The organism is Telluria sp. GW821-FHT07G12, assembly GCF_059418525.1.
The window spans coordinates 207,112-221,259 of record NZ_JBWKQA010000001.1 but is presented as its reverse complement, the minus strand read 5'-3'; the positions used below and the strand labels follow the sequence as shown (position 1 = coordinate 221,259).

15 protein-coding genes are annotated in these 14,148 nt (G+C 64.6%); 9 read left to right on the top strand and 6 right to left on the bottom strand.

All coding sequences use genetic code 11. The features are described from left to right. Positions 1 to 317: 317 nt before the first annotated feature. The 5 genes from AC07PE_RS01070 (at position 318) to pssA (ending at position 5,522) form a co-directional block, all read left to right on the top strand. Positions 318 to 2,060: an acetolactate synthase 3 catalytic subunit gene (locus tag AC07PE_RS01070; RefSeq protein ID WP_498760801.1), complete on the top strand. Its 1,743-nt coding sequence runs from the start codon at positions 318 to 320 to the stop codon at positions 2,058 to 2,060. After that, a complete protein-coding gene (ilvN, locus tag AC07PE_RS01065) occupies positions 2,060 to 2,551 on the top strand; it encodes an acetolactate synthase small subunit (protein WP_230029864.1) in 492 nt (163 codons plus the stop codon). The genes AC07PE_RS01070 and ilvN overlap by 1 nt, the downstream gene beginning before the upstream one ends. 96 nt (positions 2,552 to 2,647) lie before the next feature. Continuing rightward, entirely contained in the window at positions 2,648 to 3,664 is a 1,017-nt protein-coding gene (ilvC, locus tag AC07PE_RS01060) for a ketol-acid reductoisomerase (protein WP_498760800.1), read from the top strand. Between the two features lie 118 nt (positions 3,665 to 3,782). Then, positions 3,783 to 4,568, top strand: a complete 786-nt coding sequence (locus tag AC07PE_RS01055) for an SIMPL domain-containing protein (protein WP_498760799.1) — start codon at positions 3,783 to 3,785, stop codon at positions 4,566 to 4,568. Between the two features lie 84 nt (positions 4,569 to 4,652). Next, positions 4,653 to 5,522, top strand: a complete 870-nt coding sequence (pssA, locus tag AC07PE_RS01050; protein WP_498760798.1) for a CDP-diacylglycerol--serine O-phosphatidyltransferase — start codon at positions 4,653 to 4,655, stop codon at positions 5,520 to 5,522. Between the two features lie 18 nt (positions 5,523 to 5,540). Here pssA and AC07PE_RS01045 read toward each other — a convergent pair whose 3' ends face one another. Genes AC07PE_RS01045 through AC07PE_RS01035 form a run of 3 tightly spaced genes read right to left on the bottom strand, consistent with a single transcriptional unit; the run spans position 5,541 to position 7,850 of the window. Then, positions 5,541 to 6,395 (bottom strand): N-acyl homoserine lactonase family protein, encoded by an 855-nt coding sequence (locus AC07PE_RS01045; protein ID WP_498760797.1) that lies wholly within the window; start codon positions 6,393 to 6,395, stop codon positions 5,541 to 5,543. Between the two features lie 19 nt (positions 6,396 to 6,414). Beyond that, complete coding sequence (locus AC07PE_RS01040) at positions 6,415 to 6,831, bottom strand: hypothetical protein (RefSeq protein WP_498760796.1); 417 nt, start codon at positions 6,829 to 6,831, stop codon at positions 6,415 to 6,417. Next, entirely contained in the window at positions 6,828 to 7,850 is a 1,023-nt protein-coding gene (locus tag AC07PE_RS01035; protein ID WP_498760795.1) for an NADP-dependent oxidoreductase, read from the bottom strand. The genes AC07PE_RS01040 and AC07PE_RS01035 overlap by 4 nt, the downstream gene beginning before the upstream one ends. 125 nt (positions 7,851 to 7,975) lie before the next feature. Between AC07PE_RS01035 and AC07PE_RS01030 the strand changes: the two genes are divergently transcribed. Beyond that, complete coding sequence (locus tag AC07PE_RS01030) at positions 7,976 to 8,530, top strand: TetR/AcrR family transcriptional regulator (protein ID WP_498760794.1); 555 nt, start codon at positions 7,976 to 7,978, stop codon at positions 8,528 to 8,530. A 30-nt stretch (positions 8,531 to 8,560) separates the two neighbouring features. Here AC07PE_RS01030 and AC07PE_RS01025 read toward each other — a convergent pair whose 3' ends face one another. Continuing rightward, positions 8,561 to 9,322, bottom strand: a complete 762-nt coding sequence (locus tag AC07PE_RS01025; RefSeq protein ID WP_498760793.1) for a hypothetical protein — start codon at positions 9,320 to 9,322, stop codon at positions 8,561 to 8,563. Between the two features lie 134 nt (positions 9,323 to 9,456). On the opposite strand from AC07PE_RS01025, the gene AC07PE_RS01020 reads away from it, so the two are divergent. After that, entirely contained in the window at positions 9,457 to 10,377 is a 921-nt protein-coding gene (locus tag AC07PE_RS01020) for an alpha/beta hydrolase (protein WP_498760792.1), read from the top strand. On the opposite strand, the gene AC07PE_RS01015 is transcribed toward AC07PE_RS01020, so the two are convergent. Further along, positions 10,331 to 10,834, bottom strand: coding sequence for a hypothetical protein (locus tag AC07PE_RS01015; RefSeq protein WP_498760791.1), 504 nt, complete (start codon positions 10,832 to 10,834; stop codon positions 10,331 to 10,333). The genes AC07PE_RS01020 and AC07PE_RS01015 overlap by 47 nt on opposite strands. Before the next feature lie 7 nt (positions 10,835 to 10,841). Then, a complete protein-coding gene (locus AC07PE_RS01010) occupies positions 10,842 to 11,342 on the bottom strand; it encodes a hypothetical protein (RefSeq protein WP_498760790.1) in 501 nt (166 codons plus the stop codon). A 172-nt stretch (positions 11,343 to 11,514) separates the two neighbouring features. Here AC07PE_RS01010 and rpsO point away from each other — a divergent pair, with 172 nt between their 5' ends. Next, positions 11,515 to 11,784 carry a 30S ribosomal protein S15 gene (gene rpsO / locus AC07PE_RS01005; RefSeq protein WP_047826294.1) on the top strand — a complete coding sequence of 90 codons (270 nt, stop codon included), beginning with the start codon at positions 11,515 to 11,517 and terminating at the stop codon, positions 11,782 to 11,784. Positions 11,785 to 11,983: 199 nt separating this feature from the next. Next, a complete protein-coding gene (pnp, locus tag AC07PE_RS01000; RefSeq protein WP_498760789.1) occupies positions 11,984 to 14,095 on the top strand; it encodes a polyribonucleotide nucleotidyltransferase in 2,112 nt (703 codons plus the stop codon). The last annotated feature ends 53 nt before the right edge of the window (positions 14,096 to 14,148 follow it).

Genomic DNA, 14,148 nt, shown 5'->3' with positions numbered 1-14,148 from the left:
AGGTATAGAACGCTTTGCAACCCCGAAGCCCAAGGTCGTCCGGAGCGGCATACCCCGCCGGTCCAGGAATGACGCGCTTTCACATGTAGGCAGTTTGCTCCAACCCGCGCCAAAAGCGCGAGAGACACGCATTCCGCACACAGAAACTCACGCCAAACGAGTTTGCGCCCAGCGCCGGTTCGTACGCTGCCTGCCGGCAGCCGAAAGATCGACGTGACCGCAGGAAGAAGGGAAGCCTGAGCACTGTTGCGTGACACGTATCTCGTCAGGAACGAGCATCCGATCAATCTCCCTATGGGTCTTGAAAGGAAAACGTAATGAGTCACGACACGACAGTTCCCATCACGGGCGCTGAGATACTGGTCCGTTGCCTGGCCGAGGAGGGCGTGAAACACGTCTTCGGCTATCCAGGCGGTGCGGTCCTCTATATCTACGACGCCATCTTCAAGCAGGACAAATTCCAGCACATCCTGGTACGCCACGAGCAGGCGGCCATCCATGCGGCCGACGCCTATTCGCGCAGCTCGAACCAGGTCGGCGTGGCCCTCGTCACGTCCGGTCCGGGCGTCACCAATGCCGTCACCGGCCTCTCCACCGCCTACATGGATTCGATTCCGATGGTGGTGATTTCGGGCCAGGTGCCGACCCACGCGATCGGCCAGGACGCGTTCCAGGAATGCGATACCGTCGGCATCACGCGGCCGGTGGTGAAGCACAACTTCCTCGTCAAGGACGTGCGCGACGTCGCCGCGACGATCAAGAAAGCCTTCTATATCGCACGTACCGGCCGTCCGGGCCCGGTGCTGGTCGATATCCCGAAGGACGTCAGCATGCAGAAGGCCCTGTACGACTACCCGCGCGAAATCGAGATGCGCTCGTACAAGCCGGTCGACAAGGGCCATGCGGGCCAGATCCGCAAGGCCGTGCAATTGCTGCTGGCGGCCGAGCGCCCGATGATCTACACGGGCGGCGGCGTGATCCTGGCGAATGCCTCGAACGAACTGAACCGACTGGTCGACAAGCTCGGCTACCCGGTCACCAACACGCTGATGGGCCTGGGCGCCTACCGCGCCTCCAGCGGCCACTTCGTCGGCATGCCTGGCATGCACGGCACCTACGAAGCGAACATGGCGATGCAGCATTGCGACGTCCTGGTCGCGATCGGCGCCCGCTTCGACGACCGCGTGATCGGCAACCCGAAGCACTTCGCCAGCCACCCGCGCAAGATCATCCACATCGACATCGACCCGTCGTCGATCTCGAAGCGGGTGAAGGTCGACATCCCCATCGTCGGCAACGTCAAGGACGTGCTGGTCGAGCTGCTGTCCCAGCTGGACGCGGCCGAGCAGACCCCGGGCGCGGGCCGGCCGAACGAGCCGGCGCTGCAGAAGTGGTGGCAGCAGATCGGCGAATGGCGTTCGCGCGAATGCCTGAAGTACGCGCCCTCCGATGAAGTCATCAAGCCGCAATCGGTGGTCGAAGCCCTGTGGCAGGTCACCGGCGGCGACGCCTTCGTCACCTCCGACGTCGGCCAGCACCAGATGTGGGCCGCGCAGTACTACCCGTTCAACCAGCCGCGCCGCTGGATCAATTCGGGCGGCCTGGGCACGATGGGCGTGGGCCTGCCGTACGCCATGGGCGTGCAGATGGCGAACCCCGGCGCTACCGTGGCCTGCGTCACGGGCGAGGGCTCGATCCAGATGAACATCCAGGAGCTGGCGACCTGCAAGCAGTACCACCTGACGCCGAAGATCATCCTCCTGAACAACCGCTTCCTGGGCATGGTGCGCCAGTGGCAGGAGCTCGACTACAACTCGCGCTATGCCGAGTCGTACATGGATGCGCTGCCCGATTTCGAGAAGCTGGCCGAGGCCTATGGCCACGTCGGCATGCGCATCGAAAAGCCGGGCGACGTCGAGGGCGCGCTGCGCGATGCCTTCGCCATGAAGGACCGCCTGGTGTTCATGAACTTCATCACCGACCGCAGCGAGAACGTCTGGCCGATGGTCAAGACGGGCAAGGGCTTGTCGGAGATGCTGCTGAGCTCGGAGGACCTGTAATGCGCCACATTATTTCCGTCCTGCTCGAGAACGAAGCGGGCGCCCTGTCGCGCGTGGTCGGCCTGTTCTCCGCGCGCGGCTACAACATCGAGACGCTCACCGTGGCGCCGACCGAGGATCCGACGCTGTCGCGCATGACCATCGTCACCACCGGCTCCGACGACATCATCGAGCAGATCACCAAGCACCTGAACCGGCTGATCGAAGTCGTGAAGGTGGTCGACCTGACCGAAGGCCAGCACATCGAGCGCGAGCTCATGCTGATCAAGGTGAGGGCGGTCGGCAAGGAGCGCGAAGAGATGAAGCGCACCGCCGACATCTTCCGCGGCCGCGTCATCGACGTGACCGAGAAGACCTACACGATCGAGCTGACCGGCGCGAAATCCAAATTGGACGCCTTCATCGATGCGATCGATCGGGCTTCGATTCTCGAGACGGTGCGTACCGGCGGTTCCGGCATCGGCCGCGGCGAGCGCATATTGAAAGTTTGAACGTAGAGGCGCGGGCACGGGGTGCCCGCCCTACGGTAGGGTGGGCTCCCCGAGCCCACGTACCACACACCAATACACCAAAACACAGGATATAAAATGAAAGTTTTCTACGACAAAGACTGCGACCTCTCCCTCATCAAAGGCAAGAACGTCGCCATCATCGGCTACGGCTCGCAAGGCCATGCGCACGCGCAGAACCTGACCGAATCGGGCGTCAACGTCACCGTCGGCCTGCGCCGCGGCGGCGCCTCCTGGGGCAAGGTCGAGCAGGCCGGCATCAAGGTCGCTGAAGTCAACGAGGCAGTCAAGTCGGCCGACGTCGTCATGATCCTGCTGCCGGACGAGAACATCGCCGAGGTCTACAAGAACAACGTCGAACCGAACATCAAGCAGGGCGCGGTGCTGGCCTTCGCCCACGGCTTCAACGTCCACTACGGCCAGGTCGTGCCGCGCGCCGACCTCGACGTCATCATGGTCGCACCGAAGGCCCCGGGCCACACCGTGCGCAACACCTACAAGCAGGGCGGTGGCGTGCCGCACCTGGTCGCCGTCTACCAGGACAAGACCGGCGCGGCGCGCGACATCGCGCTGTCGTATGCGATGGCCAACGGCGGCGGCAAGGCCGGCATCATCGAGACCAACTTCCGCGAAGAGACCGAGACCGACCTGTTCGGCGAGCAGGCCGTGCTGTGCGGCGGCGCCGTCGAGCTGATCAAGGCCGGTTTCGAGACCCTGACCGAAGCCGGCTACGCGCCGGAGATGGCCTACTTCGAGTGCCTGCACGAGCTGAAGCTGATCGTCGACCTGATCTACGAAGGCGGCATCGCCAACATGAACTACTCGATCTCGAACAACGCGGAATACGGCGAGTACGTGACCGGCCCGCGCATCGTGACCGAAGACACCAAGAACGCGATGCGCCAGTGCTTGAAGGACATCCAGACCGGTGAATACGCCAAGTCGTTCATCTTGGAGAATAAAGCCGGCGCCCCGACCCTGATCTCGCGCCGCCGCCTGAACGCCGAGCACCAGATCGAGCAGGTCGGCGAGAAGCTGCGCGCGATGATGCCTTGGATTGCGAAGAACAAGCTGGTGGATCAGTCGAAGAACTAATCCGCTTGCCAGGGAAAGTTGCATTCGATTGCAACCGATTGCAACTTTCCATTACATCCCCCCTCCGTCTTCCTGAAAAGCGCTATCGTTCTGCCTGCAACCCAACAGGAGAACAACAATGCGCCCATCCCGCCTGATCCTCGCCGCCAGCCTCGCACTGGCACTGAACGCTCAAGCGCAGACCGCTCCGGCGACTGCAGCAGCAGCTACAACCAGCGGCACCCTGATCATCGTCCCGGCCTACGGCGAAGTGAAGCACGCCAATGACGAAGCCACGGTCACCTTCTCGGTCGAAGAGCAGGACAAGGACCGCGCCGCCGCGCAGGCGCGCGTGAACCAGAAGATGAAGCAGGGCACCGACATCGTCCGCCGCGAAGACCCGCGGGCGGAACTGAAGACCGTCAACTACTACAGCTACCCGGTGTACCCGGAAGTGCCGGACAATCCGCAGCGCCCGCTGGCCACCCAGGCCGCGCGCCGCATCCCGATCGGCTGGCGTGTCGGCCAGTACCTGGAAGTCAAGACGCGCAATCTCGACAAGCTGCCTGCGACCGCCGCCGCGGCCCAGAAGGTCCTGGGCATTACCGGCATCGATTACCACCTCAGCCCGGAGCTGACGAAGAAGCTGGACGACGAGCGCATTGCCGCCACCTACCGCAACCTGAACGAGCGCATCGCTTCGATCGCGCGCGCGATGGGACGCAATGTGAACGATGCCGTGATCGATACCGTCGACTTCGAAGGCAGCGGCCATTACGCGGGCGGGCAGGGCGAAGTCGCTGCCGCGCCGATGGCGATGATGCGCGGCAAGCGCGCGGACATGGCCGAGACGCCGGAACCGAGCTTCGAACCCGGCGAAACCCGGCTGGAGATGCGCCTGGTTGGGAAAGTGAAATTCCGCTAACAGTATCGGTTCGCTAACTGCAGGGCGCGGCCATATAATGGCGTCATCCGCGCCCGCGTGCGCAGTTTCCGAATAACAATACTTATGCCAACATTCCCACGCCGCAGAAAAAACGGCGCGCCCAAGACGGGCCGCTTCGGCCGCTTCAGCCGCTTCAGCCGTGCCCCTCGAAAAGCCGACGTTGCCGGCCGTCCGCGCCGCGGCATCTACCTGCTGCCGAACGCCTTCACCACCGCCGCCCTGTTCGGCGGCTTCTACGCCATCGTGATGGCGATGAACCAGCGCTTCGACCACGCCTGCTGGGCCGTGTTCATCGCCATGGTCCTCGACGGCCTGGACGGCCGCGTGGCGCGCCTGACCAACACCCAGTCCGAGTTCGGCGCCCAGTACGACTCGCTGTCCGACATGGTGTCCTTCGGCGCCGCGCCGGCGCTGGTGATCTACGAATGGTCGCTGCGCGGCCTGGGCAAGCTGGGCTGGATTGCCGCCTTCGTCTACTGCGCCGGCGCCGCACTGCGCCTTGCGCGCTTCAACACCAACATCGAAGTCGTCGACAAGCGCTTCTTCCAGGGCCTGCCCAGCCCGGCCGCGGCGGCGCTGGTGGTCGGCTTCGTGATGATGATGACCGACCCGGACATCAACGTCAGCGCGCGCAGCGTCGACTGGATCTCGTGGGGCCTGGCCCTGTTCGCCGGCATCACGATGGTCACCAACGTGCCCTTCTACAGCTTCAAGGACGTCAACTTCCGCAAGTCGGTGCCCTTCATCGTGGTGTTCCTGATCGCGCTGTTCTTCGCCCTGCTGGCGATCGATCCGCCGAAGGTGCTGTGGCCGCTGTTCGTGCTGTACGGCCTGTCGGGCTATGCGGTGTATGTGTACCGCTTCGCCAAGGGCAAGCCGGTCAGCATCGTGCAGACCGCGGAAGAACCGCTCGATCCGAGCGAGCGGCGCTGATCCGCGGCGCGGCCGGCCTCATTCCAGGTAGTTGGGAAAGGCCGGCATGGCGGCAAAGTCTTCCGGCGCGTGCTGGATGATCACGCGCGCATTCGTCGCCGCCCTGATCTTCGCGAACCTGCCCATGGACGCCAGCGTGTCGGCGCGCTGGTTGATGCGCGGGACCAGGCCCTTCTCGTAGTTCTGGCGCGTGTGGTACAGGTCCCCCGTGATCAGCAGGACGCCGGACTTCGGCAGCTTCACGATCAGCGAGCGGTGGCCGGCGGTGTGGCCGGGCGTCTTGAGCATCCTGACCGTGCCGTCGCCGAACACGTCGTGGTCCAGTTCGAAGGTCTGGATTTTGGCTTTCTCCAGCGGTGCGATCGAGGCGGCGTCGACGCCGAAAGGCGGCTTTTTCGCGCGCGCCGCAGCCAGCTCCTCGGCCGCAATCAGGAAGGTCGATTTCGGAAACAGGCCGAGGTTGCCGGTATGATCGAAGTGAAGATGCGAGATGCCGACATAGCGCACGTCATCCGGCTTCAATCCCAATGCCGCAAGCTGGGCTGCGAGGGTGCGCTTGACCGAAAATCGTCCGCCGAATATTTCCTTGCCGTGCGGTTCGGCGGCGAGCTTGTCGCTCAGGCCGGTATCCCACAGCAGCCAGTCCTTGCCGTGCTGGATCAGATAGCAGGGCGTGGGCAGCGCCAGGTACTTTCCCTCGTATTCGCCGGTATCGGAAAACACGTCTGCATCCTTGAACTCGGTCAGTCCGCAATCGAGCGTGTACAGGCGGATCTGGGGTGGGGGCGCCGCCGTCGCGCCGGTCGTGAGCAGGGCGGCGAATACCGATGCCAGGACTAGCCGCGCCGGCAAGCTTTTCTTGAATCGCTTCATGCTGTTCTCCTATATGAAGTCAAGCCGTGCGGTCCACGATCAGGTCGTGTACCGCGTCGAACCAGGCGCCCAGGCGCGCCATGTCGCCATCCACCCGTAAAGCGCCGCTGCCCAGCAGCCTGGCCGATGCGGCCCGGTAGCGCGGGTCGGTGCTGTACAGGGAATTCAGTTCGCGCGAGGCCGCCGCCGTGACCTCGACCGTGATGTCGGCCCGCTCGCCGCGCCGCGCGCCGACCCGGAACGAAAGCTTGCCGTCCTCGATGTCGAAGCGCAGGCCCTGCACCAGTCCATCGGCGAATTCCGCGCCGTCGATGTAGCGTTCGATCAGGCTGACCCGTGCGCCAGGCGGCAGCCCGGCCGCGGCGGCGGCTTCGCACATCAGGGCGCCGGCCATCTGGAACCAGGCTGCGCTGCCATGCGCCAGCCGGGCGTTCATGCTTCCTCCCGCACCGTCAGCACGATCTTGCCGCGCAGATGGCCGCCGGCGGCGCGCTCGTGGGCGCGGCTGGCCCCGGCCAGCGGGAAGCGGCTGTCGATCGCGACCCGCACGGTTCCATCCTCGAGCAGGCGTGCGGCTTGCGCCAACTGGGCGCCGTTCGAGCGTACCTGCGTGCTTGATACCGTATAGCCTGCCTTCGCCGCTTCATCGCTGCCGGTAAAGCCCAGCGGATACACCGGATACAGGGCGCCGCCGGGCTTGAGCGTTGCCAGGAAGCGGCCGGTGGCGGGGCCGCCGACGGTATCCAGCACCACGTCGACGTCGTGGGCGGCCGCTTCCGGCTTCGTCGTCGTGTAGTCGATGAATTCGTCGGCGCCGATGCCGCGCAAGAAGTCCTCGTGCCCGCCCGATGCGACCGCGATCACGTGCGCGCCTTTCCACTTGGCGAGCTGCACCGCCAGGTGACCGACGCCGCCGGCCGCGCCGTTCACCAGTACTTTGCGGCCCGCGAGCGGCGCAGGCCGGTGCGGCACGGCCTGAAATGGATTCGCTTCCTCATGCCCGAGTTCGACCAGGAACTGCCAGGCCGTCAGCAGGGCCATCGGCGCCGCGGCGGCGCTCGCGTGATCGATGCCGTCCGGCTTGCGCGCCAGGTCGGTGGCCGGCGCGGCGACATATTCGGCGTAGGCGGCGCTTTCGCCGAAGCTGGGGAAGCGGACCATGCCGAAGACCGCATCGCCGACGGCAAAGCCGCTGACGTCCGGGGCCACGGCTTCGATCACGCCGGAGATGTCGGAACCCGGAATCGCGGGCAGGGGGACCGGCGGCCGCCAGTCATCGGGCAGCGCGCTGTAGCCGTCGCGCAGATACCAGTCGGGCGGGTTGATGCCTGCCGCATGCACGCGGACCAGTACCTCACCCGGCTTCAGCACGGGCTTCGGGGCATCTTCATAACGCAGCACTTCGGGGCCGCCGAATGCGTGCAGGCGGATCGCTTTCATCGTCGTGGTTGACATCGTTTGCTCCTTCATCAAGAATCATCCTTCACCGCAAGCGGAACAGTGCTCCTAATATGTGGAGCAGTGCTCCGCTTGATATGTGGCGAATATATGGAGCACCGCTCCGATTGTCAAGTGGATGTATGCGATCTGACGCGAAAAAGAATTACGAGCATTTGCTGGAAGTTGCACGAAAAGTCATTGCGGAACAGGGCGTCAACGCCTCATTACGCGACGTGGCCCGCCAGGCCGGCGTCGGCATCGGCACCCTGTACCGGCATTTCCCTACCCGTGAGGCCTTGCTGGAAACCCTGTTGGGAGAAAGTTTCGACCAGCTGACCCGGCAGGCTGCCGCCTATGAGGCGTCCGAGACGAGCGACAAGGCGCTGGTGTCCTGGCTGCGCGCCATGGTGGCGCTGACCTACGACCACCGCGGCGTGATTGCCGCGATGACGGCCGCCATCGAGGATGAACATTCTGCCCTGCACGGCTCCTGCGTGCAGCTGAAAGCATCGGGCGCGCGGCTGCTGGCCCGGGCCCAGGCCGAGGGCAGGGCGCGCAAGGATATCGACGGCACCGACCTGCTGGCGCTGGTGTCGGCCCTGGCGTGGCTGAACGACCAGCCGCCGTTCGCCGCGCGCGTCGACCGGCTGTTTGGCCTGATCGCGGGGGCGGTCATGGCGGACCCGGCGTCCTGATCAGAAGCAGGCTCAGGCTGGCAGGCGTATTCAGTCGCGCAGGGTGCGCCACACCTGCGGCTTCGCGATGTCTTCGTGCTTCGGGCAGTTGGTGATGCGCTGCTTGCCGTGGTGTTCGATCATCTCGACGTCGGTATTGGTGGCGCGGTCCGTGACGCAATAGGTACCGTTGCCGGTGATGACGCGCGTGCGGCGCGCGCCGTCGCCGGTGTTGTTCACCAGTTCTTCAATCTTCGGCGCTTCGAACAGCCTGGGTGCAGCCATCGCGTGGGCGCGCTCCATGCCGTATTGCATGCGTATCACGGGGCTGTCCAGCGGCGCGGCGATATACGGGTTGTTCTCCTTGCGCAGGGCCTTGGCGATGCTGCCGATGTCGCGCTTGGCCTGCTGCAGGATCTGCGCGGCGCTCGGTTTCTGCGGCGCGGCGGCGGATGGCGTCTCGGCGCTTGCTGCGGGCGTGGCAGGCGTGGCCGCGGTGCCGTCGGCGGGCGCAGGCGAGGGCGTCAGGACCGGCAGCGGCGGCAGAGAAAGAGCGGGGCCCGAATGCGGATGCGGCGCTGCGGCTTCCACCGATGGCGCCGGCTGCCGCTGCGGCTCCGGCTCGCGCAGCTTCAGCTTGGGCAGCTGCAGTGGAACCCAGAAAATGCGGGTGCGCGCGCCGTCCGGCTGGTTTGCGGGCGCCGGCAGGGTGCGCACCGCCTGCCAGCCGATCACCAGCGCCACGTGCACGACGACGGTCAGCAGCAGGCCCAGGTGACGGTCGGATGTGGGTGCACTGTAAGCAAGGTTCATGCGGACGAGTATAGCCGTCCATTCGCCGAGTTTTCTCACACATCCTCACCGGCTCCTTAGCAGTGACTTAAATCGCGCGCGCCGATCCGCCTCTCGTCCCTATACTGGGTTTTCGATCTCAGCCGTGGAAACCGATGACCAGGACCGTTTCATGTATCGCCGCAAGTCTGCTGCTCGCGCTGACGCTGGCGGCCTGTTCGCCGCTCTCGGCGGTGAACGCCGTGTCGCCGAACGGCCCCACGCAGCTGGCGCAAGGCATCCCTTACGGCGTTGGCGAGCGCCACCTGCTCGACATCTATCGCCCGCAAGGGGAGACGGGCCAGGCGCCGGTCATCGTATTCTTCTATGGCGGCAATTGGGTGAGCGGCACCCGTAAAGACTATGCTTTCGTCGGCCGCGCCCTCGCGGCCCGTGGGTTCGTGGTGGTCGTGCCGGACTATCGCTTGTATCCGAAAGTGAGCTATCCGGACTTTCTCGACGATGCAGCGCAGGCTGTTGCCTGGACTGAACGCAGCATCGGCCAATATGGCGGCAACCCGCGCCAGGTCTTCCTGATGGGGCATAGCGCCGGCGCCTACAATGCCGCCATGGTGGCGCTGGATAGACGCTGGCTGGGCCGACAGGGGCTGCAACCGGCGTCGCTGCGCGGCTGGATAGGCCTGGCCGGCCCCTACGACTTCCTGCCGGTGCAGAACCCGACGACGCGTCCCGTATTCCATGCGCCGGACACGCCAGCCGATTCGCAGCCAGTGGCGCACGTCAGTGCATCGGCGCCGCCAGCCCTGCTGATCGCCGCCAACAAGGACGATCTTGTCAACCCGGTCCGCAATACCGGCGGCCTTGCGGCCAGGCTGCGTAATGCCGGGGTGCCCGTGCGGGAAATCTATTACGACGGCGTCGGCCATGCGACCCTGGTCGCTTCGCTGTCGAGCACCTTGCAGCGCCTGGCGCCGACCCTCGATGCGGTCGAGGCCTTCGTGCGCAGCGACGGCGGCCGCAATGGCGGCGTCAGCGATGCCGAAAACGGTCGTCGTACATCGGGTCCGGGCCGTTGAGCATCTGCTGCACGACGCCGTTCTGGTCAAAGTGCACGCTCATCATCGAATTCCACACGCCCGCTTCCTTGTAGCGGTAGGACCAGACTTCGTAATTGTGGAAGGCCACGCGCGAGACCTCGGCCGGGCGGCCGTAGTTGCGCAGGATGTCGTCCTTGGTCCACTGGCCGATCTTCACCTTGGCGAAATTCTCGCTGGTCAGCACCTGCTCGAAGGAGACCAGCCGGCCGTCGGGGCCGATGCGTGCCATGTGCTGGAACTGGCCCATGGGCTGGCCGCGGTATTCGAGTATCTGGCCGCCGCCGGGGGCCGGGTAGCTGGCTGCCGGCTGGCCCAGTGCGGCCGTGACCTCGCCCAGCGACGCGCCCGGGGGCGGCGGCTGGCGGAACAGCGGGGCGCAGGCCGACAGCGACAAGGCCAGCACCGCCAGCGCGCAGGTTCTGTTCAAGCTGGGCATCGCGTCCTCACATTGCCTTGAAGCGGCTGTCGAGCACCGGGTCGGGGCTGTTGTAGACCCGCAGCACCGTGCCGCGCGCGTTGAAGTCGACGTTCATCAGCGAATCCCACACGCCTTTTTCCTTGTAGCGGTAAGACCAGATTTCGCCTTCCTCGAGCCGCGAGCGCACGACCTCGGCCGGGCGGCCGAAGTTGCGCAGGACGTCGTCCCGGTTCCAGTGGTTGACCTCGATCCGCGCGAAATTCTCGGTGGTCAGCACCTGTTCGTAGGATATCAGCGTGCCGTCCGGCTTGAAGCGCGCCATGTGCTGGAACTGGCCCATCGGCTGGCCACGGTATTCGAGTACCTGGCCGCCGTCCGGTTCCGGGTACACGGCGCTCGGCTTGCCGAGTTTGGCCGTGACCTCGGCCAGCGGCGTGCCGGGGGCAGGGCCCTTGGGCACCAGATGGGAGCAGGCGGAGAGGGCCATGCCGAGGGCCAGGATGAGGGCGGTTTTTGTTGTTTGCATGAGTATCAAAAAAACAATGTCAATGAAATGCATTGTAGCGAAGTCCACGAAACACTGGCTTCACCCGAGGTTTTCCCCTATACTTCCCGGTCTTGGCTTTCGAGGCCAGGTTTATTAACAATTCACGGTGCGCTGGGTTCCGACTCTTGCACCGCATGTGAAAGGTAACATCATGTCCGTAGAACACATCAACAAAGCCGCCATCATCGCGGATAACGCACGTGGCGACAAAGACACCGGCTCCCCGGAAGTCCAGGTTGCACTGCTGACCGCACGCATCAACGAACTGAACGGTCACTTCAAGGAACACAAGAAGGACCACCACTCGCGCCGCGGCCTGATCATGATGGTCAACCGTCGTAAGAGCCTGCTGGCTTACCTGAAGAACAAAGACCTGAACCGTTACCGCGATCTGATCGCCAAGCTGGGTCTGCGTAAGTAATCTACGCATTGAGCCAACTGGCTTGATTATGAAATGCCTGCGTCAGCCCGACTGCCGCAGGCATTTTTCATTTTAGTCACTCGGGGTCAGAGCCCGAATTTCACGGGTGGGCTCTGACCCCGACTGATTATTGGTTGGAATTGTGGTGAGGTGAACGACAGCGCCTGAAAATCTGTCGGCAAATAGAAAGGGATTACCCATGTTTAACAAAGTTACGAAAACCTTCCAGTACGGCGATCACACCGTGACCCTGGAGACCGGCGAAATCGCTCGCCAGGCCAGCGGCGCCGTCGTCGTGTCGGTCGAGGACACCGTCGTCCTGGCAACCGTGGTGGCGAAGAAAGACGCCAAGCCGGGCCAGGACTTCTTTCCGCTGACCGTCGACTACATCGAGAAGAGCTACGCCGCCGGCAAGATCCCGGGCGGCTTCTTCAAGCGCGAAGGCCGTCCGTCGGAGAAGGAGACCCTGACGTCGCGCCTGATCGACCGTCCGATCCGCCCGCTGTTCCCGGAAGGTTACCTGAACGAAGTCCAGGTCATCATCCACGTGCTGTCCGTGAACCCTGAAATCGATCCGGACATCCCTGCGATGATCGGCGCCTCGGCCGCCCTGTGCGTGGCCGGCATCCCGTTCAGCGGCCCGATCGGCGCCGCCCGCGTCGGCTACGCCAACGGCCAGTACATCCTGAACCCGACCACCACCCAGCTCAAGACCTCGCAGATGGACCTGGTCGTCGCCGGTACCGAGCACGCCGTGCTGATGGTCGAATCGGAAGCGCAGCAGCTGTCCGAAGAAGTCATGCTGGGCGCGGTCGTCTACGGCCACGAGCAGATGAAGGCGGTCATCGACGCCATCCACGCTCTGGTCGAAGAAGGCGGCAAGCCGGAAATCGAATGGAGCCCGGCGCCGAAGAACGAAACCCTGATCGCACAAGTCGCCCAGCTGGCCGAAGCCAAGGTGCGCGACGCCTACCAGACCCGCGAAAAATCGGCGCGCCAGCAGAAGCTGAAGTCGCTGTCGGGCGAAGTCATGGCCGGCCTGCAGGAGCAGGGCATCGAAGCCGATGCGGCCGAGGTCGGCAACATCCTGTTCGACATGGAAGCCAAGGTCGTGCGTTCGCAGATCCTGGAAGGCGAGCCGCGTATCGACGGCCGCGACACCCGCACCGTGCGTCCGATCTCGATCCGCACCAGCGTCCTGCCGCGTACCCACGGCTCGGCCCTGTTCACCCGCGGTGAAACCCAGGCGCTGGTCATCGCCACTCTCGGCACCGGCCGCGACAGCCAGAAGATCGACGCGCTGATGGGCGAGTACACCGACGACTTCATGATGCACTACAACATGCCTCCGTTCGCCACCGGCGAAACCGGCCGTGTGGGCACCCCGAAGCGCCGCGAAATCGGCCACGGCCGCTTGGCCAAGCGCGCGCTGGTCGCTGCGCTGCCGTCGCCGGAAGAGTTCAGCTACTCGGTGCGCCTGGTTTCGGAAATCACCGAGTCGAACGGCTCCTCGTCGATGGCTTCGGTCTGCGGCGGCTGCCTGGCACTGATGGACGCCGGCGTGCCGATGAAGGCACACGTGGCCGGCATTGCCATGGGCCTGATCAAGGAAGGCGGCAAGTTCGCAGTCCTGACCGACATCCTGGGCGATGAAGACCACCTGGGCGACATGGACTTCAAGGTGGCCGGTACCACCGCGGGCATCACCGCGCTGCAGATGGACATCAAGATCCAGGGCATCACCAAGGAAATCATGCAGGTGGCGCTGGCGCAAGCCAAGGAAGCCCGCCAGCACATCCTGGTCGAGATGCAGAAGGCCGTGCCGAGCGTGAAGACCGAGCTGTCGGACTTCGCACCGCGCCTGATCACCATCCGCATCAACCCGGAAAAGATCCGTGACGTGATCGGCAAGGGCGGCGCAGTCATCCGCGCGCTGACCGAAGAAACCGGCACCCAGATCGACATCACCGACGAAGGCATCGTGACCATCGCGTCGGTCGACGCCGCCGCCGGCCAGGAAGCCAAGCGCCGCATCGAAGAGCTGACCGCATCGGTCGAAGTGGGCAAGACCTACGACGGTACCGTGCTGAAGCTGCTGGACTTCGGCGCCATCGTGCAAGTCATGCCGGGCAAGGACGGCCTGCTGCACATCTCGCAGATCGCCAACGAGCGCGTCAACGCCGTGGCCGACTACCTGAAGGAAGGCCAGCAAGTGCGCGTGAAGGTCCTCGAGACCGACGAGCGCGGCCGCCTGAAGCTGTCGATGAAGGCTGCTGCTGCGGATGACGCGGCGGCGGGTGCTGCGCAGTAATCCTGCCTGCGCCTTTGGCCGCTTCGGCGGCCAGCCAAAAAAAACCGCCAGTG

Coding starts and splice junctions, on each gene's coding strand:
- AC07PE_RS01025 (WP_498760793.1), bottom strand. CDS start 9,322: ATGAACCTTGCTTACAGTGCACCCACATCCGACCGTCACCTGGGCCTG.
- AC07PE_RS01020 (WP_498760792.1), top strand. CDS start 9,457: ATGACCAGGACCGTTTCATGTATCGCCGCAAGTCTGCTGCTCGCGCTG.
- AC07PE_RS01040 (WP_498760796.1), bottom strand. CDS start 6,831: ATGAACGCCCGGCTGGCGCATGGCAGCGCAGCCTGGTTCCAGATGGCC.
- ilvC (WP_498760800.1), top strand. CDS start 2,648: ATGAAAGTTTTCTACGACAAAGACTGCGACCTCTCCCTCATCAAAGGC.
- AC07PE_RS01055 (WP_498760799.1), top strand. CDS start 3,783: ATGCGCCCATCCCGCCTGATCCTCGCCGCCAGCCTCGCACTGGCACTG.
- AC07PE_RS01035 (WP_498760795.1), bottom strand. CDS start 7,850: ATGTCAACCACGACGATGAAAGCGATCCGCCTGCACGCATTCGGCGGC.
- rpsO (WP_047826294.1), top strand. CDS start 11,515: ATGTCCGTAGAACACATCAACAAAGCCGCCATCATCGCGGATAACGCA.
- ilvN (WP_230029864.1), top strand. CDS start 2,060: ATGCGCCACATTATTTCCGTCCTGCTCGAGAACGAAGCGGGCGCCCTG.
- pnp (WP_498760789.1), top strand. CDS start 11,984: ATGTTTAACAAAGTTACGAAAACCTTCCAGTACGGCGATCACACCGTG.
- AC07PE_RS01010 (WP_498760790.1), bottom strand. CDS start 11,342: ATGCAAACAACAAAAACCGCCCTCATCCTGGCCCTCGGCATGGCCCTC.
- AC07PE_RS01015 (WP_498760791.1), bottom strand. CDS start 10,834: ATGCCCAGCTTGAACAGAACCTGCGCGCTGGCGGTGCTGGCCTTGTCG.
- AC07PE_RS01070 (WP_498760801.1), top strand. CDS start 318: ATGAGTCACGACACGACAGTTCCCATCACGGGCGCTGAGATACTGGTC.
- AC07PE_RS01030 (WP_498760794.1), top strand. CDS start 7,976: ATGCGATCTGACGCGAAAAAGAATTACGAGCATTTGCTGGAAGTTGCA.
- AC07PE_RS01045 (WP_498760797.1), bottom strand. CDS start 6,395: ATGAAGCGATTCAAGAAAAGCTTGCCGGCGCGGCTAGTCCTGGCATCG.
- pssA (WP_498760798.1), top strand. CDS start 4,653: ATGCCAACATTCCCACGCCGCAGAAAAAACGGCGCGCCCAAGACGGGC.